We start from the raw sequence: 19,441 nt of genomic DNA on the forward strand, positions 1-19,441 counted from the left end.
CTGGCGGCACAAAGAAAGGCCCCACTCGCCGCCCCGGGAAGGTGCACCCCTAGCCGGGGATACACGTCCGTGGCGACGCGTGGAGCCTACAAGCTATTGCACGCTTGTGCGCTAGCTACTTGCCTTCCTCGTGGTCCAGCAAGCCAGCGTCAATTTCGCGCAATGCGATGGACAAAGGCTTTTCGCCTGGCTCTGGAGTAACCAGTGGGCCTACGAATTCGAAGACACCTTCATCCTGCTCTTGGTAGTAGCTATTGATCTGGCGGGCGCGCTTAGCAGCGAAGATGACCAAAGCGTACTTAGAGGAAACCTTGTCCAAAAGCTCATCGATCGGGGGATCAGTAATGCCGATCGGATCATCAAATACTGGCTCCGCCTTTGCGGCTTCAGTGTTAGAAGGGGTGGTCACGTTAGTCACATGCACCTTTACATTGATTGAAGATGGTCAAAAAGGAGGTCTATGCCTGCAGGATATCACTGATGGCAGCCACTGCCTGGTCCAAATCCTCGTTAACAACGACGTGGTCGAACTCATCCTGTGCGGCTAGTTCCTCATGCGCAGTTTGCAACCTACGGTCAATGACGTCTTGCGGCTCAGTACCGCGGCCGGTGAGCCGCTCCACAAGCACGTCCCATGATGGGGGTGCCAAAAAGACCAAGTCTGCCTCCGGCAGTGCTTTCTTAACACTCCTAGCGCCCGCAAGATCAACCTCAACGAGCACTGGGCGTCCTGCGGCCAAAGCTTCCTCTACCGGCTGAGCAGGGGTTCCAGAGCGCTGCAATCCACCGTGAATATCAGCCCATTCGAGCATTTCCCCGGCGTCGATTCGCTGCTGGAAGGCTTCTGGGGTGACGAAGAAGTAGTCAACACCATCCTGCTCCCCGGGACGGGGCTGGCGCGTAGTCATCGACACGCTAAAGTACAGCCCCTCGACGTCACTGCGCAGACGCGAAACCACGGTGGATTTTCCCACTGCGGATGGCCCCGCCAGAACGACGAGGCGACCGCGTGCAGTTGCGTCAGCCATGGTTGTAACTATTCGCCGTAACCGAAACGCTCGAGGAGAGCACGACGCTGACGCTCACCCAAGCCGCGCAGACGACGGGTCTGAGCGATCTCCAGGTCCTCCATGATTTCCTTAGCCTTGACCTTGCCAACCTTCGGCAGAGCCTCGAGGAGTGCAGAAACCTTGGTCTTGCCGATGATCTCATCGGTCTCAGCCTTTTCGAGCACGTCCTTCAGGTCGGTCTCGCCGCGCTTGAGCGCAGCCTTGAGCTCAGCGCGAGCCTTACGGGCCTCAGCGGCCTTTGCGAGAGCTTCCTTGCGCTGCTCATCAGTCAACTTTGGAAGGGCCACGGGTTTCCTCCGATTCATTAGATTGATTCTGTTACGTCTAGTACTTGGTACCAGATTACGGTTGCCTAACGCAGTTTATACACCGCGGAAAGTTATCAATAACCTTCGGGCAAACCGACTTCTGGTAATCCTAGCACTGCTCATTGAACGGTGACGATTAGCGGGTCCAAAAGCACGCCTATTTTAGCACGTCACCGCACATACCTTAAACAAAGTACCAGGTAAGCAGCGCGGCCAGTAATCTGCCACGCCGCCCCTTTTAGTCCCGGAACTCCTGAGCCACGCGATTCACCGCTTTGCGCAGGTCAGCGAGAGCAGGTCCTTGTTCCAATACTGCTCGGGACACGTTCGCGAATCCCAGCGATGGCCGAGCAGAGACAATGCTGTGCACTTGCTCTGGGCCAGCACCTTGGGCGCCAACGCCTGGCAGAAGAACCGGGCCATTGAGCGCATCCAGGCGAGGTGGATTGTCCAAAGTAGCCCCAACGACTACCCCGATGTCTCCCGGCTTGTCGGCCTTGTGCGCCGCTACATTGAGCGCGGCACATTCATCGACCACTCCTTGTGCGATGGTGCTCTCCTCGCCTACTGGGACGGCTTGGATGGCACGTGCCTCCGGGTTGGAGGTAGCCGCCAAGACGAATACGCCGCGTCCGGTTTCTTCGGCCTTGCTAAATACCGGGCCTAACGCACCAACGCCTAGATAGGGAGACACGGTCACCGAATCTGCGCGCAGGGGTGAGCTATCACCTAGCCAAGCATCTGCGTAGCCGGCCATGGTCGAGCCAATATCGCCACGCTTGGCATCGGCCACGGTCAGGCATCCCACCTCGCGTAGGGACGCCAAGACGTCCTCGAGGACCGCAAACCCCTGGGAACCGAAGCGCTCGAAGAAGGCAACCTGCGGCTTTACCAAGGCAGCGGTATCGCTGAAGGCTTCTACGCAGCGCATGCTGAAGGTCCGCAGACCATCAGCGGTGGGCTCCAGTCCCCACTTTTCCAGCAGATACGGATGCGGGTCTATACCCACACAGAGGCGACCACGCGCCTGGCCCGCTGCCTCAAGCAGCTCACCAAATCCCTTAGTTTTGTGGGCCATGCTCAAGCTCCTGAAGCGCGCGTACCTGCAGGTTGCCAATGCGCATCGCTTCGATACCTTGGACGGCTGCGGTTACGCCCTGCACGGTGGTTACCAGCGGGATTTCCATGTGGACCGCGGCAGCGCGGATATCGTAACCGTCGTGGCGCGCGCCTGCAGAGCCCGCAGGGGTGTTGAGAATCCAGTCGATTTCACCGTTGAAGATCTTATCCACGATGGACTCTTCGCCTTCCTTAGCCTCAGAGACCTTGGCGGCAACCTCACATTCGATGCCATTGCGGCGCAGCATCTGCGCCGTACCGGCGGTAGCGACGATGTTGTAACCCATGTTCGCCAAGCGCTGGATCGGGAAAATCAAGGTGCGCTTGTCCCGGTTGGCGACGGATACGAAGATAGTGCCCTCCGTAGGCGGCACGGCGAAGGCAGCGATTTCGCCTTTGGCGTAGGCCGCACCGAAGTTGGTAGCCAAGCCCATAACCTCACCGGTGGACTTCATTTCCGGCGACAGCAGCGTATCGAGCAGGCTGCCATCGGTCCGGCGGAAGCGGTTAAACGGCAAGACCGCTTCTTTGACTGCGATCGGGTGCTCCAGCGGCAAGGAACCACCGTCATATTCAGAAGGAATCATGCCTTCGGCGCGCAGCTCCGCGATGGTAGAGCCCATCATGACGCGAGAAGCTGCCTTAGCTAGTGGAACGCCGGTCGCCTTGGAGACAAATGGCACGGTACGGGAAGCACGTGGGTTGGCCTCGATGACGTAGAGGATGTCGTCCTTCAGGGCGAACTGAACGTTCATCAGGCCCTTGACGCCAATACCCTCCGCTAGAAGTCGGGTGGAGGTGCGGACCTTTTCGATATCCTCTGGTCCCAGTGTCATAGGCGGCAGTGCACAGGAAGAGTCACCCGAGTGGATGCCGGCTTCCTCGATGTGCTCCATCACACCGCCCAAGTAGACCTCGTTGCCGTCGCAGAGTGCGTCGACGTCGATCTCGATCGCGGAATCTAGGAAACGGTCCACCAGGACCGGGTGGTCCGGGGAAAGCTCGGTAGCACGCTCGATATAGTCTTCCAGCGCCTTTTCGTCGTAGACGATCTCCATACCACGGCCGCCCAGGACATAGGACGGGCGGACCAATACTGGGTAGCCGATAGAGGAGGCAACCTCGCGCGCCTCAGCAAAGGAGGTGGCGGTGCCATACTCTGGTGCTGCCAATTCGGCTTCGTCGAGGACCTTGCCAAACTCGCCGCGGTCCTCAGCGGAGTCAATAGCTGCTGGGCTGGTGCCAACAACTGGTACTCCTGCCTCCTCCAATCGGGCTGCAAGGCCCAGTGGAGTCTGGCCGCCGAGCTGAACAATGACGCCGGCAACATCACCGGAAGCGGCCTCCGCGTGGTAGACCTCCATAACGTCCTCGAAGGTCAACGGCTCAAAGTAGAGGCGGTCCGCGGTGTCATAGTCAGTGGACACGGTCTCTGGGTTGCAGTTGACCATGACGGTCTCATAGCCCTGCTCCGAGAGCTCGAGAGCTGCGTGCACGCAGGAGTAGTCAAATTCGATACCCTGACCGATGCGGTTCGGTCCGGAGCCCAGAATAATGACCTTGCCCTTGGAGCCCTCCGGTGCGGGGCGAACCTCGGTCTCGGCTTCCGGATCAAGCTCATAGGAGCTGTAGTGGTATGGGGTCTGTGCCTCGAACTCGCCGGCACAGGTGTCAACGGTCTTGTAGACAGGGCGGATACCCATGCGCCAGCGCAGGCTGCGTACGCCATCTTCGCCGTTGAATTCGGGGCGGAGGGCGGCAATCTGGGCGTCGGAAAGCCCAAAGACCTTGGCCTCGCGCAGCAGCTCCTCGGTGAGCACTGGGGCATCGATAAGCTCCTGGCGGAAGGCGACCAACGTGGCCAGCTCAGCAATGAACCACGGGTCTACGCCGGAAGCCTCATGGACCTCGTCCACCGAGGCGCCGAGGCGCAGGGCCAATTCAATGTCGTACATGCGGCCCTCGGTCGGGCGCTCTAGATCCTTGAGTACCGCCTTGAGGTCACCAGCGCGCTCGCCGGCGAAGTACTCATCTGGCTTGGTCCAGAAGCCATTGGGCTTGTTTTCCAAAGAACGCATGACCTTATTGAGGCCCGCGATGTAGTTGCGGCCAATTCCCATGGCCTCGCCCACGGACTTCATGGTGGTCGTCAAGGTATCGTCTGCGCCTGGGAACTTCTCAAAGGCAAAGCGCGGGGCCTTGACAATGACGTAGTCCAAGGTGGGCTCGAATGCGGCCTTGGTCTCGCCGGTGATGTCGTTTTGTACCTCATCCAAGGTGTAGCCGATGGCGAGCTTGGCAGCCAGCTTGGCAATGGGGAAGCCGGTGGCCTTGGACGCCAGCGCGGAGGAACGGGACACGCGCGGGTTCATCTCGATGACGATAATGCGGCCATCATCCGGGTTGACGGCGAACTGGATATTGCAGCCACCGGTATCGACGCCGACCTCGCGGATAATCGCGATACCAAGGTCGCGCATCTTCTGGAACTCACGGTCGGTCAGGGTCAGCGCTGGGGCAACCGTAACGGAATCGCCGGTGTGCACGCCGAGGGCGTCAACGTTTTCGATGGAGGCCACGACCACGACGTTGTCGTCGCCATCGCGCATGAGCTCGAGCTCGTATTCCTTCCAGCCGAGAATAGACTCCTCAATAAGCACGTTGGCCTCAGGGGACGCGGCCAGGCCGCCGCCGGCAATGCGGTCTAGGTCCTCACTATTGAAGGCCAGACCTGAGCCCAAACCACCCATGGTAAAGGAGGGGCGGACCACTACGGGCAGGCCGAGCTTGTCGACGGTCTCGTGTACCTCATCCATGTTGTGGCATACCGCGGAGCGAGCGGACTCGCCGCCAATGGAGGCGACAATGTCCTTGAATTTCTGGCGGTCCTCGCCGCGCTCAATGGCGTCAATATCGGCGCCGATGAGCTCAATGCCGTACTTGTCCAAAATCCCCTTGCGGTCCAGCTGGACTGCCGCATTCAGCGCGGTCTGGCCGCCCAAGGTGGCGAGCACAGCATCAATAGGGTGACCCTCTTCTTGCTCTTTGACCAGAATCTTTTCGATGTAGTCCGGCTCGATGGGCTCAACGTAAGTGTGGTCCGCGAACTCGGGGTCCGTCATGATGGTGGCCGGGTTGGAGTTGACCAGGGTCACCCTCAAGCCTTCCTCCTTGAGCACGCGGCAGGCCTGCGTGCCGGAATAGTCGAACTCGCAGGCCTGGCCGATGACGATCGGGCCGGAGCCGATGACCAGGACGTGGTTGATGTCGTTGCGCTTTGGCATAGTTTTTCTTCCTTTTCCTGGTTGTTTACTTATTCGGGGTGTGGTTAGCCATCAGTTCTTCGAACTGATCAAAAAGTGGATTGGCATCGTGCGGTCCAGCTGCGGATTCGGGGTGATATTGCACCGAGTAGGCCATGCCATTCTTCAAAGCAACGCCCTCCACCGTGTCATCATTCAGGCAGATGTGCGTAACCTGCGCGGGACCGAAGTCGGTATCAAACTCGGCGTCCTTGCTCTCTAGGTCATAGCCCTCCGGCGCCTTGAGCGCGAAGCCGTGATTCTGCGAGGTGATATCGATCTTGCCGGTTAAGTTATTGCGCACTGGAACGTTGATGCCGCGGTGGCCGAACTTCATCTTGTAGGTATCCAGGCCCAGCGCGCGCCCGAGGAGCTGGTTGCCAAAGCAGATGCCGAAGAACGGAATCTTTGCCTCAAGCACCTGCTTGATGATGCCTACCATCTCATCGGCCGTAGCCGGGTCGCCCGGGCCATTGGAGACGAATACGCCATCCGGGTTATAGGACTTCACCTTGTCAAAGGAGGTATTTGCAGGCACAACGATGGTCTCAATCCCGCGCTGAGAAAAGTGGCGCGGAGTCGCGGTCTTCACACCCATATCGAAGGCAACGACGGTGTACTTCTTCTCCCCCACGGCCTCAACCGTGTAGGGCTCGTCCGTAGATACCTCCGCGGCGAGATCGGCGCCTTCCATAGAATCCTGGGACTTAACTTCCTTGAGCAGCTCCTCTACTGGACGCTGCGCATCCTCGCCGGAAAAGAGTCCGGCGGCGATAGAGCCGTAATTGCGCAGGTGGCGTACCAAGGTGCGGGTATCGATGCCGCGAATACCGATGACGCCCTGCTTCTCCATCTCTTCACTCAGGCTGCGCTCTGCGCGCCAGTTGGAAACGCGCTGGGCGAGGTCGCGGATAACGAGGCCAGCAACCCAAATACGGTTGCCGTGGGACTCATTATCCTCGTCATTCCACCCGGTATTGCCAATATGCGGCGCTGCGGAAACCACAATCTGGCGGTGGTAGGACGGGTCCGTCATGGTTTCCTGGTAGCCGGTCATCGCCGTGGTAAATACGGCCTCACCCAAGGTGGTGCCGGTGGCACCAAAGCCATAACCGCGGAAGGTGCGCCCGTCCGCGAGAACGAGGATTGCTGGGGTTCTATCAGTCACGTCGTGGCCTTTCTCTGCCATATAGGTGGTCTCAGTGTGCAAGGTTAGTCTTCTTCGGAGGCTGCCAAGTCAAAAGTGACGGCTCCTCGCAAAATGGTGTGGGTAACGCGGGCGCCGAACTCTTCACCTGCATACGGGTTGTTTTCGGACTTGGATGCCAGCTTGGAGGAATCAGAAACCCAGTGGTGGGCCGGGTCCACAATGATCAAATTCGCGGGCTCGCCTTCTGCGATGGGACGGCCGTGACCCGGCAGGCGGGTAATTTCCGCCGGTCGCTCGGACATAACGCGGGCGACAAAACGCCAATCGGCCAGTCCGGTCTCAACGAAGATTTTGGCGATAACGGCCAGGGAAGATTCCAGGCCCAACATGCCTGGTCGGGCATTTTCAAACTCCACGCACTTGTCTTCGGAGCCATGCGGGGCATGGTCAGTGGCCACGCAGTCGATGGTGCCGTCGAGCAGCGCCTGGCGCAGCGCTTCGGTATCGCGCTTCTCGCGCAACGGCGGGTTAACGCGGAAGAGGCCATCGTAGGTGCGCAGCTTATCGTCAGTCATCAACAGGTGGTGCGGGGTGACCTCAGCAGTCAGCGGGATGTCCTGCTCCTTGGCCCACTTGAGCAGCTCCACGGTTCCCTGAGTGGATGCGTGACAAATGTGCACGCGATTGCCATAGTCGCGCGCCAAGAGTGCATCGCGGGCCACGATGGATTCCTCCGCCACGCGCGGCCAGCCACGCAGGCCTAGCTTGGCTGCGGTCTCGCCTTCGTGCGCCGAAGCACCGCCGGTCATGCGATCATCCTCGGCGTGCTGAGCCAGCAGCACATCCATACCCTTGGCGTACTCCAAGGCGCGACGCATCAGCTGCGGATCCTGAACGCACTTGCCATCATCGGAGAACATGCGGACCTTGGCATCCGAGCGAGCCATCATGCCGAACTCGGTCAGAGTCTTGCCTTCCAGGCCCTTGGTAATAGAGCCCACTGGGTGGACGTCGCACAGCGCCAAGGCCTGGGATTTAGCCCACACGGATTCCGCGATGATCGGCTGATCGGTCACCGGGTTTGTATTGGCCATAGTAAACACGGCGGTGAAACCACCCTTAGCGGCAGCCTTGGAACCGGTCTCGATGGTTTCGGTGTCCTCACGGCCGGGCTCGCGCAGGTGCACGTGCATATCCACGAGCCCCGGTAGCAGAACGTTGCCCTCGCCATCAATGACCTTAGCGTCTTGTGCCGCAACGTCACCGCCAATGGCTGAAATAACGCCATCTTTAACCAGCACACTGGTGGGCTCGCCTTCGCCATACAAGCGCACATTCTTAATGACAAGTGGGGATTCCGCCGGCGCGGAAAGGCGACCGGTTTCTGGGTAAGTAGTCATTTTCTCTCCCTAAGGTTGATTGCGGGTCGCGATATTAAATGCCGGCGTTTTCGCCATTGGTCAGCAGGGTAAACAGCACGGCCATGCGGGCGTGCACGCCGTTGTGTACCTGCTGTAGGACGGCGGTTTTATCCAGATCAGCCACGCCATAATTGATCTCCATGCCGCGCAGCATAGGGCCAGGGTGCATGACAATGGCGTCTTTGTGCATTGCCGCCGCGCGGTCCTTGGACAGGCCGAAAAGGTTGGCGTATTCGCGGTGGGACGGGAAGAAACCGCCATTCATGCGCTCTTGCTGCACGCGCAGCATCATGACCACATCGGCCTCGGCGATCTCTGCATCAAAGTCATAGGACACGCGCACCGGCCAATTCTCCACCCCAAAGGGCATAAGCGTAGCTGGCCCCACGAGGGTTACCTCTGCCCCCAGCGTGTTAAGCAAATCCACGTTAGAGCGCACCACGCGCGAGTGCAGGCAATCGCCCACAATTTTCACTTTGAGACCGGCAAAGCCTTGCTCGCCCTGCAAGCCGAGTCGTTGCCGCATGGTTACCGCGTCAAGCAGCGCCTGCGTTGGGTGCTGGTGGGCGCCATCACCGGCGTTGATAACGGAGGGGCCCTTGCCCTCAGGGGCTACCCACTGGGCCAGCTGCTGCGGTGCACCAGAGGAAGGGTGACGCATGATGATCGCATCGGCGCCGATGGCGGCCAAGGTAAGGCCCGTATCCTTCAGGGACTCGCCCTTCTTTACCGAGGAGGTGGAGGCGGATAGGTTGATGACGTCCGCCGACATCCACTTGCCGGCCGTTTCAAAGGAGGAACGGGTGCGAGTGGAGTTTTCATAAAAAAGCGTATAGATGGTGCGCCCGCGCAAGGTAGGAAGCTTTTTAACTTCGCGGCCTTCGAGGGCCTCGCGGAAGCGATCCGCTTCATCCATCAGGCCGATAATTTCAGACTTATCGAGCTCCGCCATATCGATGAGGTGCTTCATGGTTATGCCTCCCCCTTCTCAGTGCCTGCGGCATCGAGGTTGACGGCAGCTCGGGTCAGCACGACTGCGTCTCGACCGTCAATCTCATTGTTATATACGGTGACGTCTTCTTCTCGCGCGGTAGGCAGGTTTTTGCCCACATAATCTGCGCGGATGGGAACTTCGCGGTGGCCGCGGTCTACCAGAACTGCGAGCTGGATAATATCGGGCCGGCCAACGTCGCTTAGCGCATCAAGGGCGGCGCGAATCGTGCGGCCGGAATACAAAACATCATCAACTAGGATGACAATCGCGTTATCGATACCGCCGGTAGGAATGGTGGTGGGTTGCAATGCGCGATGCGGCTTATTGAGCAAATCATCGCGGTAGAGGGTGATATCGAGGGAGCCCCATGGGACTTCTACCCCGGAAAATTCTGCGATCTTAAGTGCAAGACGCTGTGCTAGCGGCACGCCACCAGAGGGAATGCCAAGCAAAATGACCCGCGGGGCTTCCGCGGAATCGAGCGCCGTTTTTTCAATGATCTGGTGCGCGATGCGTGCAACGGTACGCGAGACATCATCGGAGCTTAAAAGCTCCAATTGTTTCGCGGTAGCGTCAGTTTCACTCATCGTGACCTCCTTCCCCGCCTCACGGTGCGGTCTTTAAAGGATGCCGATAGATGGTCTCAAAAGTGTCTATGGTGTTAGACACAAGATACTTTAGCACCCTACCCGCCATTCGGGTGAGGCAACCCAGAAAGGTACTTCGACGGTGAGTTTTTCCGCACAGCACGTAGTCCCTGCTCCCCGCACAGATGTCTGGGCCTGGCATACCCGCCCCGGTGCTCTCACCCGGCTCAACGCCCCGTTCGCCTTTATGACCCCAGTGCAACAAGCACAGAGCCTGGGTGATGGCACTTCGATTCTGCGCTTGCCTGGTGGCCTGCAGTGGAAGGCACAACATGTGTTGTCCCGTTACCAGGAGGGCTATTCCTTTAGTGATGAGTGCGTCAATTCCCCACTGCGCCAGCTGACTCAGTGGCGCCACACCCACACCTTCGCCGAGGACCCAGCCGGTACCCGGGTGACGGATGAGGTGGACACGCGCGTTCCTTCCTCCGCATTGAAATCAGTCTTTGCCTATCGTCAGCATCAGCTGATTGAAGACTTTGCCTTCTTCAAGCGGCTGCGCGATGCAGGACTTAATACCCGACCATTGACCATTGCGATGACAGGTTCGCGCGGCAGTGTGGGCACGGCGCTTACTGCGCAGCTACGCACCGCCGGCCATACAGTGATCCAGCTCGTGCGTGGTAAGGCGGGCAGTGGCCAGCGCCACTGGAATACCAACCTCCCCGATCCGCATTTGCTAGATGGCGTGGACGTCCTCGTCCACCTTGCGGGCGAGCCCATCTTCGGCCGTTTCAATGAGGAACACAAGGCTGCCATTCGGGATTCCCGCGTGGGCCCTACCCGGAGCTTGGCTCGCATCGCCGGCGAAACGCCCTCCGTAAAAGCCATGGTGTGCGCCTCTGCTATCGGCTTTTATGGCGCAAACCGGGGCGAGGAAGTCTTAACTGAAGACTCCGAACCGGGCGAGGGATTCTTAGCCGATGTCGTGCGCCAGTGGGAGGACGCCTGCGAACCCGCCCGCGCAGCGGGCACCCGCGTAGTCAATATCCGCACCGGCATTGCCATGTCAGGCGGCTCCGGCCTACTGCCGCTGCTGCGAGCCCTCTTCTCCACCGGACTGGGTGGCTCCTTTGGCGATGGCAATTTCTGGTTTAGCTGGGTTGCCATCGATGACCTTACGGATGCCTATTTCCGCGCCATCGTGGATGATTCGCTTTCCGGCCCAGTCAATGCGGCTTCCCCCAACCCGGTCCTCAATAAGGAGTTCGTTGCTGCATTGGGCAAAGAGCTCCACCGGCCGGCTATTTTGCCTGTGCCCTCCTTTGGTCCTGCACTCTTGCTCGGGCGCGAGGGCGCCCAGGAATTAGCCTTGGCAGAACAGCGCGTAGCACCCACCGTGCTCACCGAGCTCGGTCATAGCTTCCGCTACCCCACTATCGACGCCGCCTTGGCGCATGAACTGGGTGGCGAAAGCCTCTGCTAGTTGCGGGCCACTCCCCGTGGACGCCCCAGACACGTTTGGCGCAGCGCCACCGGAGTGCGACGCAATTTGTCGGTCAGCCAAAGGTTGTGGGCAGTGATTCACCATCGCAGCTCGTTGCGGCAACGCGCACGTACTGCACCACCCTGATATAACTTCCGAGCAAGACCTGCGGTGTTCTTCTCCTGCCAGAAAGCACGGGTGTAGTTAGGTAGGCTGGGAAGGGTTGACCTTAACCCCGATTAGTACATGGATTGAGACTGTTTAAGTGTCTGAAGAACCAACCCTGTATCCCGATACGCCGGTAGAGCCCGTTACTCTCGAGCGTATTGGTGAGATCTTTGAGTCCGAAAACCTCGAGTACCGCCTAGAAGAGCAGCCTGTAGGCGAGGACGAGACCGTACGCATCCTGCGTACTGGCTTTTCCAATGTTGCCATTGCTATGCAGGTTCGCGATGACGTCCTCGTCGCCGATTCTGTCTGGCGCGGCAACGTCCCTTCTTCTGAAGGACCGAGCCTGCTGATGGTCCTCAACCAGTGGAACCAGCAGCACTTTGCACCGACCCTGCGCTTTTTCGAATCCGCAGAAAACAACCTCGCGGTCTCCGGTGTACGCGAAATTAATGTGGCACACGGCCTTTCCCGGAACCAGATTGGTTCCTTTGTGATGTCCACCCTGGACTCTATGCTGCAGTCCTTCGCCTTCGTCGAGGAACATTACCCACAGCTCGTGACCTGGGAGGAGCACAACCATGACTAATGCATCTACGGAAAATAACCTGCCAGAAATCAGCCTGGACCGCGTTATCGAGGCAATGCGTACCTTCGATATTGAGCTGACCACAATGGACGCTGATATCGACGCAGCCACCGCTAACCTCAATGGTCTGCCCACCATGTTCGCGGTACTAGACTCCGTCGTTATCGTTCGTTGCGACGTGCCTACCGACGCCGCCTATTCCAAGGCCGACGCTGGCCTATTCCTGGCTGCAAACCAGATCAACTCGGTAGCTTTCGGAGCGCGCGCGGTTATCTCAGAGCACGATGACATGCTCGTCGTGCGCACCGAGCGCGATATCCCCGCTGCCGCTGGTATGAATGATGAGCAGCTGCAGGCAGCCTTAAAATCTGCAGTAGACGGCGTAATCCGTGGGCAGGACGCTATGGTCTCTGCTGCAGAAGAGATGGCCAAGCTCGGCTCCGAGACCGCCGCCAAGGCCGGCGAGGAAGGCAATACCTCGGGTGCAGGAGACGCCACGAGTTAGCTAAGCCCCCAAAGAACCAAAAGCTCCCTGAGCCCGCCGTTCCTCATCTGGAAAAGGCGGCAGAAAGGGAGCTTTTTGTGCACAATTACTCGGCGTCGAGAATGCGCTGGCGTTCTTCTTCCGGATCAAAATCCGGTGCGGGCCAAGAAAGCTCTAGGTGGCGCAGCGCGTCCACGATGAGGAACTTCAATGCCATGCGGGCGTACTTCTTATTATCTGTGGGGATGACGTACCACGGTGCCCAGATCTCATCCGTTCGGCGAATGGCATCTTCATAAGCAGCCATGTACTCGTCCCAGTATCCGCGCTCCTCAATATCGGATGGGTCGTATTTCCAATATTTGTCCTCGCGTTCGGTGCGCTCCAGCAAGTTTTCTTTTTGGAACTGTGGAGAGATATGCAGGAATATCTTTAAAATCTTGACGTTTTTGCCGGCAAGTTCCTGCTCATAGTCCCGGATGGCTGCAAAACGGCGGTCCACTTCGTCTTCGTCTACCCATTTATGCACCCGCTGGATGAGCACATCTTCATAATGGGAGCGGTCGAAGGCCACAATCTGGCCCGGCACGGGGTCATGTTTGCGAATGCGCCACAAAAAGTCGTGCTCCAGCTCCTCCTCTGTCGGCTTACCAAAGCCGACAGTTTTGGTGCCCTGCGGGTCAAAGACCGAAAAGACATTACGGATGGCACCGCCTTTGCCGGAGGTATCCATGCCTTGCAAAACCACCAGCAATGACGGCGCATTTTCTTCATGTGCGCGGCCATTAGCAAAAAGACGCTCTTGGAGCTCATAAAGCTCTTCGTCGTAATGCGCAAAGCGAGCGGCAAGGTCGTTCTTAGAGCCGCTAAACCCCGGCGTGCCGGCGGGGTCTACATCAGCGAGGCGGAAATTCTTTCCTGCCCTCAGGCCCAGTGCATCATGAATCTTAAATTTGCCCATGCCTGCCATGGTACAAAAATACCGCCCGCAGCCAGCCTGGTATTTCAACCAAGCCAGCCGCGGACGGAAAATGGCTCACGCTAAAGGGCGCGGCTACTACTCGCCGGTATTACTGGGCCGAGTCTTCCGCTGGTGCGGAGGCTTCATCAGTAGCGGCTGTGTTGCTCGCAGTCTCTGCTGATTCGGCCGGGGACACGGCATCCGTCGTGTCTTCAGCCGCAGCAGTATCGTGCCCGTCTTCTTCTAGGCCCTGGTGTTCTGCAGACATTGGGCTTTCGGCGGAGCGGGACTGCGCCACATCGTCCAATACCGCGTGGATATACGGTGCCGCCTGCTCATTGGAGTACTGAGAGGCGATTTCTACGCCTTCTACTACAGCGGTAGCAGTAGGAATCTCGGGATTGAAGAGCAGTTCCCAGACCGAAACGCGCAGGATAGCGCGATCTACTGCAGGAATGCGGTGTAGCTCCCAGTCCTCGGAAAGGTAGCGAGCGATAGTCTCATCGATGACGTCAAGCTCTTCCGCTGCTCCCTTGATAATGACCTTGGTGTACTCGGCAATCGGCGCTACCGCATTGCGATCTTCGCGCGCCAATGCGATGCGGTCCTCCACGATGGCTACGGGATCGATGTCTCGATTCTCAGCCTCGTATAGGATGTCCGCGGCGCGGCGACGTGCGCGATAGCGCGCGGTGTGCCGCTTGTAGTTAATGTCGCGCTTAGGGGTGTTATCAGACACAGTCAGATGCCCTAGTTGTTGACGCGGGAGAGGTACTCACCGGTGCGGGTATCGATCTTGAGAACATTGCCGATCTCGATAAACAGCGGAACCTGGATCTCCGCGCCGGTCTCCAAGGTGGCAGGCTTAGTGCCGCCGGAGGAACGGTCACCCTGCAGGCCAGGCTCGGTGTGCTCGACCTTGAGGTCTACGGAAATAGGCAGTTCTGCGAACAGCGCCTCATCCTCGTAGAAGGAAACCTGTACGCGCATGTTCTCCAGCAGGAAGCGAGCGGCATCGCCAAACTTCTCCGGCGGGAGCTCGAACTGTTCAAAGGTCTTCTCATCCATGACGACGTAGCTGGTGCCATCGTTGTAGAGGTAGGTCATATCGCGGCGGTCCACGGTAGCGGTCTCTACCTTCACGCCTGCGTTCCAGGTCTTGTCCACGGTCTTGCCGGAGACAACATCCTTAAGCTTGGTACGCACGAAGGCTGGGCCCTTGCCCGGCTTTACGTGCTGGAACTCAACGATCTGCATCAGTTTGTTGTCGATCTTCAGAACGAGGCCGTTCTTGAAATCAGTAGTATCAGCCATTGCGGTTAAACTCCCGAAATTGTGGACTAAAGGTTGAAAACAATGATCAAGCCTACCGGACAACTGCCTTTCGGGGTATTACTGGTCCCCCATTTCCGCCCCACACTTCTGCCCTATCTTGGCTAAAAGAGAAACTTCCGCAGCTTGTGACCATACGCAGCAGGTGGAGAACAGACACGTAATGGTTTTTATCCAACGATAACTGGCTGTACGGTACAGTCTTGCCGTATTAATTTTTCACATTTCTACCAAGGATTTTTGCGATGCCTTTCAAGAAGCTTTCTGCTGTGGCTACCGTGACTGGCGCAGCTTTAGCAGCACTTAGCGCTCCTCAAGCACTGGCGGCGGATGCCCAAACCGTGATGTTCGGCGATTCTATCTTCGCTAACCCTACCTATGGCCAGATCGGGACAACCTCCAGCCTGTCCCCCGCAGCAGACACTGCTCTCTCGTCTGCTACCCATGGCATTGAAGACACCCCGGGTGCACCTTCCCCGCAGGGCTGCCCGCAGGGTCACAGCAATGTAGGCCGCGAACTGGAGCGGGTTTCTGGCCAGCACGTAGCCAACTACGCCTGTTCTGCCGCGAAAGCCGCCGGCCAGTCGCACCGCAAGGACTTCGAGGAGCAGATAAACGGGGCCATTGCCAATAACGATCTCAATGGTGCAACCAAGAATGTTTTGATTCAGTTCGGCGCCAACGACCTCCAGGAAATTTTGCGGCCATCGCTATCTTCCGCCAATCCTTATTTTGACGGCATGAAGCGTTCCATCCAGCGTGTCCGTCAGGCCGCGCCTCATGCGCACATCACCGTCGTAGGGTATCCCGCCATCTCCGCCCGTAACGGGGCCGTATGCCCGGTACGCACGTCCGCGCCGGGCTCCACCGACGCCGGTTTCAATCTGGACTACGCGGGCCTGGTACGCACCGGCGAGGACCAAATCAATAGCGCGATGTACAAGGCAGCACGTGCCAACGGTGTCCAGTACTACGACCTACGCGCCGATTCCATCAACCATGGCATGTGTGCGCCGGATAGCACGCGCTGGATTTCCGGCAAGTGGGAGTACTCCGTACCGCACAACCTTTTCAACCACCTCACGCACCTGGGCAACCGCAACGTCGCCCAGCTGCTCAACTCCAAGGTGCTGGCTCACTAGGCGGGTAGTTCAGTAAATTCCTTCGTCGCGGCGGTGATGATCTTCGGCGCGCCATCGGTAATGATAAGAGTATCTTCAATGCGCACACCGCCCTTGCCAGGCACGTAAATGCCCGGCTCGATGGTCAAGGTCATGCCCGCGGCCAGTTCGCCCTTCCCGGTCTGGGCGGCGAAGGGCGCCTCGTGTACGTCGAGACCTACTCCGTGTCCAGTCGAGTGCACAAAGTAATCGCCATAGCCGGCGGCGGAAATAATGTCGCGGCAAGCTGCGTCGACGTCGGCAAGCTTAGCGCCCGGCACCGACGCTGCCACGCCCGCTTTCTGGGCGCGTAGCACCACATCATAAATTTCCTTAGCAAAGTCATTCGCCGCGCCCACGACGTAGGTGCGCGTGCAATCGGAATTGAACCCGCGCAGATGCGCACCGAAGTCGATGGTCACCAAATCTCCGTCCTCGATAACCCGGTCATCCGCACCATGGTGTGGCATGGCCGAATTGGGACCGGAAGCGACGATGGTATCGAAGCTCACCCGCTCCGACCCGAGCATGCGCATCCGGTACTCCAAATCGGCAGCCACCTGGCGCTCCGTGCGGCCGGCACGCAGCTCGCCTGCGGCCAGGAGATCCTCCAGCGCCTGATTAGCCAGCGCGGCAATTTCCTCCAGCTTTTCCAGCTCGAGTGGGTCTTTAAACAGCCGAATATCTTCAATCACGCCAGTAACGGGGACCAAGGTGACTGACTCTGGGGCCGAATCTTCGAGTTCCTTCAATTCAGATACCGTCAGGTAGTCTGCCTCAAAGCCCACGCGGACCGGTCCTTGCACATCGGCAAATTGCTGCAGGAGCACCTTGCCTACAGCGCGCCCCTGAATAGCTTCCAGATCAGGGACCTCGCGGGAAATCTGCGTGGTGTAGCGGCCATCGGTAGCAACCTGTGCGGAAAGATCCTTGCGCAAAAGCAGACCACCATTGGATCCGGAAAACCCCGAAAGATAACGCACATGCGTGAGGTGGGTTACTAAAACGGCATCGATGCGCTGGCTGGCTAGTGTCGCGGCAAGCTTGCGGCGCCGGTCACTAAAGCGGGTATCTGCCAAAGCCATGATTTAATCCTCCTGGGTTGACTGCGGTGTTGAAAGTATTCACCCAGTATATCGACCTTGCCACCGCGGTCGGGCCGTTTTCTTTCTGCCCGGACGCCACGAAGCCCAGTGGGACGCTTCTATTGGCAGAGGTAGTCCACTGCCGCAACGTAACCAAAGACCCCCAAGCCAGCAATCACACCGCGGGCAATCGGACTGAGATAGGAGTGATGGCGGAAGGGCTCGCGCGCATGCACATTGGAGATATGCACTTCGACGAATCCGGCTCCCTCCGCCACTTCAGCCAGGGCATCGCGCAAAGCCACCGAGGTATGGGTAAACCCGCCAGGGTTGATAATCACGGGATGGCCCGCATCCGCGGCGGCATGTACCCTCTCAATGAGCTCGCCCTCATGGTTGGATTGAAAACATTCCACATCTACCCCGTGTTCGGCGGCACGCGAGGCAATCATGCGCTCCACATCGGCCAAGGTGGTTGAGCCGTAGACATCCGGTTGTCGCTTTCCCAAGCGGTTTAAGTTCGGGCCGTTGAGAACAATAATCTTCATCTTCTACTCCGAAATCGCGGCGTAGGCCGCCTCGAGCTCTTCCAAGTTAGGACCTTCCAGGCGGGTGGTCTCACCCACCCCAGTCAAGGCCACAAACCGGATTTTTCCGTCCCTATTCTTCTTATCATGGGTCATGGCCTCATACAGGTCGGCGAAATGGCCTGCCTTATACCGCGTGGGAAGCCCAATGCTGTGCAGGATCCGGCGGTGCTTTTCCACCAGTTGAGCGTCAATGAGTCCGCGGGAATGCGACAGGTGGGCAATAAACATCATGCCCACTGCCACCGCGTTGCCATGGCGCCATTCGTAGTTCTCACGGCGCTCCACAGCATGGCCAAAGGTGTGACCGTAGTTCAGCGTTTCGCGCATACCTGACTCTTTCAAGTCTTGACTTACCACGGCGGCTTTTACTGCGATGGAGCGTTCTATTAATTCTGGCAAGAAGCCCTGCGGGTCCACGCAGGCCCCAGGGTTGTCCTCATAGCGTTCCAGAATTACCGGGTCATGGATGAACCCAGTTTTGATGATCTCCGCCGAACCGGCAACGATTTCCGCCTCGGGCAGAGTGTCAAGGCGCTCTAGGTCCACAAAGACGGAATCCGGCTCGTGAAAGGCGCCGACAAGATTCTTCCCGGCCGCCGTATTGATGCCGGTTTTTCCGCCCACGGCGGCATCAACCATGGCCAATAGCGTGGTAGGCACCTGGATAATCTTGATGCCACGCATCCACCCAGCCGCCACAAACCCCGCCATATCGGTGGTGGCACCACCGCCTAGGCCGATGATGACGTCACGCCGGGTAAAGCCCTTCTCCCCCAGCTTGTCCCAGACACCGCCAACGACGCTGAGCTGTTTAGCCGCCTCGGCATCGGGAACCTCAATGAGCACGGGCACAACCCCCTGGGCACCAACAAGCTCTGCTAGGTGCTCGGCGGCGGCGCGCAGTGGCGGCTGGAAGACAATACCTGCCCGGCTAGCGCCAATCTCTGCGCAGCGCTGCGCGATGTCTTCATTGAGACCGGCGCCAATGCGAACTTTATAAGGCTGCGGTCCATTAACGGCAATGGTGGGCATGGTGGTCCTTTCCGTTCGCCGCCGAGGCAGTGTGGCGAGGAACAAGTACGAGCGCAGCGGGCAGCTAAAGGATGTCGAGGAAACCGAGAATATCGCCTACTACCTGCTGCGGGGTTCGGGTATCTGTGCGCACTCGATAATCGGCAACCTCCTGGTAATACGGGCGCCGCACGTCCACTAGGTTTCGGTAATGTTCGAGGGGGTCAGCGGCTGCAAGAACCGGCCGATTGCTATCACCGGAGGTGCGCCTTGCTCCTTCTTCAGGGGAAATATCCAAAAAAATTACCGTGTGCCGCTCCAGGAGGTCACGAGTGGACTCCGTGAGCACTGCCCCGCCGCCGAGACTTACGACCCCATCGGTACGCAACGCGGCCGCAACGTGTTGCGCTTCAAGCGCACGGAAGTCCTGCTCACCGAGCTCGCTAAAGACTTCCCCGCAAGGCTTTGCTTGTGCCTGTTCAATAAGGTGGTCAGAGTCAGTAAATTCACAGCTCAGGGCATGGGATAGGCGGCGGCCAAGTGTGGATTTACCCGCGCCTGGCGGGCCAACCAAAACAACGCGTGGGCGGGGTTGGCCCGTAACGGCGGTTGGGGTGGTCATAA

The 19,441-nt window shown here is 58.6% G+C and carries 20 protein-coding genes; 4 read left to right on the top strand and 16 right to left on the bottom strand.

From position 1 onward, the window contains the following. Nucleotides 1-115: 115 nt before the first annotated feature. The 9 genes from rpoZ to pyrR form a co-directional block, all read right to left on the bottom strand. Nucleotides 116-418, bottom strand: coding sequence for a DNA-directed RNA polymerase subunit omega (gene rpoZ / locus MHK05_RS00200; RefSeq protein ID WP_005324891.1), 303 nt, complete (start codon nt 416-418; stop codon nt 116-118). Nucleotides 419-458: 40 nt separating this feature from the next. Beyond that, nucleotides 459-1,028, bottom strand: a complete 570-nt coding sequence (gene gmk / locus MHK05_RS00205) for a guanylate kinase (RefSeq protein ID WP_023021478.1) — start codon at nt 1,026-1,028, stop codon at nt 459-461. Between the two features lie 8 nt (nt 1,029-1,036). Continuing rightward, the gene (mihF, locus tag MHK05_RS00210; protein WP_005328460.1) at nt 1,037-1,357 is read right to left on the bottom strand and encodes an integration host factor, actinobacterial type; all 321 of its coding nucleotides are present in this window, start codon (nt 1,355-1,357) and stop codon (nt 1,037-1,039) included. A 259-nt stretch (nt 1,358-1,616) separates the two neighbouring features. Then, complete coding sequence (pyrF, locus tag MHK05_RS00215) at nt 1,617-2,456, bottom strand: orotidine-5'-phosphate decarboxylase (RefSeq protein WP_023021477.1); 840 nt, start codon at nt 2,454-2,456, stop codon at nt 1,617-1,619. Next, the gene (carB, locus tag MHK05_RS00220) at nt 2,440-5,781 is read right to left on the bottom strand and encodes a carbamoyl-phosphate synthase large subunit (protein ID WP_239204040.1); all 3,342 of its coding nucleotides are present in this window, start codon (nt 5,779-5,781) and stop codon (nt 2,440-2,442) included. Before carB ends, pyrF begins: the two co-directional genes overlap by 17 nt. Nucleotides 5,782-5,806: 25 nt before the next feature. Next, entirely contained in the window at nt 5,807-6,988 is a 1,182-nt protein-coding gene (gene carA, locus MHK05_RS00225) for a glutamine-hydrolyzing carbamoyl-phosphate synthase small subunit (protein ID WP_239204542.1), read from the bottom strand. A 23-nt stretch (nt 6,989-7,011) separates the two neighbouring features. Then, nucleotides 7,012-8,349 carry a dihydroorotase gene (locus MHK05_RS00230; protein WP_239204042.1) on the bottom strand — a complete coding sequence of 446 codons (1,338 nt, stop codon included), beginning with the start codon at nt 8,347-8,349 and terminating at the stop codon, nt 7,012-7,014. 34 nt (nt 8,350-8,383) lie between these two features. Further along, on the bottom strand, nt 8,384-9,340 hold the full coding sequence (locus tag MHK05_RS00235) for an aspartate carbamoyltransferase catalytic subunit (RefSeq protein WP_086587612.1): 957 nt from the start codon (nt 9,338-9,340) through the stop codon (nt 8,384-8,386). Between the two features lie 2 nt (nt 9,341-9,342). After that, on the bottom strand, nt 9,343-9,951 hold the full coding sequence (gene pyrR, locus MHK05_RS00240; RefSeq protein WP_239204044.1) for a bifunctional pyr operon transcriptional regulator/uracil phosphoribosyltransferase PyrR: 609 nt from the start codon (nt 9,949-9,951) through the stop codon (nt 9,343-9,345). Nucleotides 9,952-10,093: 142 nt separating this feature from the next. Here pyrR and MHK05_RS00245 point away from each other — a divergent pair, with 142 nt between their 5' ends. From MHK05_RS00245 to MHK05_RS00255, 3 genes are all read left to right on the top strand, one after another. After that, nucleotides 10,094-11,437 (top strand): TIGR01777 family oxidoreductase, encoded by a 1,344-nt coding sequence (locus tag MHK05_RS00245; protein ID WP_239204046.1) that lies wholly within the window; start codon nt 10,094-10,096, stop codon nt 11,435-11,437. 265 nt (nt 11,438-11,702) lie between these two features. Then, on the top strand, nt 11,703-12,194 hold the full coding sequence (locus MHK05_RS00250; protein WP_023021470.1) for a YbjN domain-containing protein: 492 nt from the start codon (nt 11,703-11,705) through the stop codon (nt 12,192-12,194). After that, nucleotides 12,187-12,699 (top strand): YbjN domain-containing protein, encoded by a 513-nt coding sequence (locus tag MHK05_RS00255; protein ID WP_239204047.1) that lies wholly within the window; start codon nt 12,187-12,189, stop codon nt 12,697-12,699. The genes MHK05_RS00250 and MHK05_RS00255 overlap by 8 nt, the downstream gene beginning before the upstream one ends. An 85-nt stretch (nt 12,700-12,784) precedes the next feature. Here the strand turns inward: MHK05_RS00255 and MHK05_RS00260 are convergent, their stop codons facing one another. The 3 genes from MHK05_RS00260 to efp all read right to left on the bottom strand — a co-directional run bounded on the left by MHK05_RS00260 (nt 12,785) and on the right by efp (nt 14,953). Further along, entirely contained in the window at nt 12,785-13,639 is an 855-nt protein-coding gene (locus MHK05_RS00260) for a PPK2 family polyphosphate kinase (RefSeq protein WP_239204049.1), read from the bottom strand. Nucleotides 13,640-13,748: 109 nt separating this feature from the next. Beyond that, on the bottom strand, nt 13,749-14,378 hold the full coding sequence (gene nusB / locus MHK05_RS00265; protein WP_239204051.1) for a transcription antitermination factor NusB: 630 nt from the start codon (nt 14,376-14,378) through the stop codon (nt 13,749-13,751). Between the two features lie 11 nt (nt 14,379-14,389). Further along, entirely contained in the window at nt 14,390-14,953 is a 564-nt protein-coding gene (gene efp / locus MHK05_RS00270) for an elongation factor P (protein ID WP_023021466.1), read from the bottom strand. Between the two features lie 263 nt (nt 14,954-15,216). Between efp and MHK05_RS00275 the strand changes: the two genes are divergently transcribed. Beyond that, a complete protein-coding gene (locus MHK05_RS00275) occupies nt 15,217-16,113 on the top strand; it encodes a GDSL-type esterase/lipase family protein (RefSeq protein ID WP_086587597.1) in 897 nt (298 codons plus the stop codon). Here MHK05_RS00275 and MHK05_RS00280 read toward each other — a convergent pair. From MHK05_RS00280 to MHK05_RS00295, 4 genes are all read right to left on the bottom strand, one after another. Then, on the bottom strand, nt 16,110-17,216 hold the full coding sequence (locus tag MHK05_RS00280; RefSeq protein WP_086587596.1) for a M24 family metallopeptidase: 1,107 nt from the start codon (nt 17,214-17,216) through the stop codon (nt 16,110-16,112). The genes MHK05_RS00275 and MHK05_RS00280 overlap by 4 nt on opposite strands. A 119-nt stretch (nt 17,217-17,335) precedes the next feature. Beyond that, the gene (gene aroQ / locus MHK05_RS00285) at nt 17,336-17,764 is read right to left on the bottom strand and encodes a type II 3-dehydroquinate dehydratase (protein ID WP_239204053.1); all 429 of its coding nucleotides are present in this window, start codon (nt 17,762-17,764) and stop codon (nt 17,336-17,338) included. A gap of 3 nt (nt 17,765-17,767) precedes the next feature. Beyond that, a complete protein-coding gene (gene aroB, locus MHK05_RS00290) occupies nt 17,768-18,838 on the bottom strand; it encodes a 3-dehydroquinate synthase (protein WP_239204055.1) in 1,071 nt (356 codons plus the stop codon). 64 nt (nt 18,839-18,902) lie between these two features. Further along, nucleotides 18,903-19,439, bottom strand: a complete 537-nt coding sequence (locus MHK05_RS00295) for a shikimate kinase (RefSeq protein ID WP_239204057.1) — start codon at nt 19,437-19,439, stop codon at nt 18,903-18,905. Nucleotides 19,440-19,441: the final 2 nt, after the last annotated feature.

It is taken from the genome of Corynebacterium nasorum (assembly GCF_022347325.1).
In the GTDB taxonomy this organism is placed as follows: Bacteria; Actinomycetota; Actinomycetes; order Mycobacteriales; family Mycobacteriaceae; genus Corynebacterium; species Corynebacterium kefirresidentii.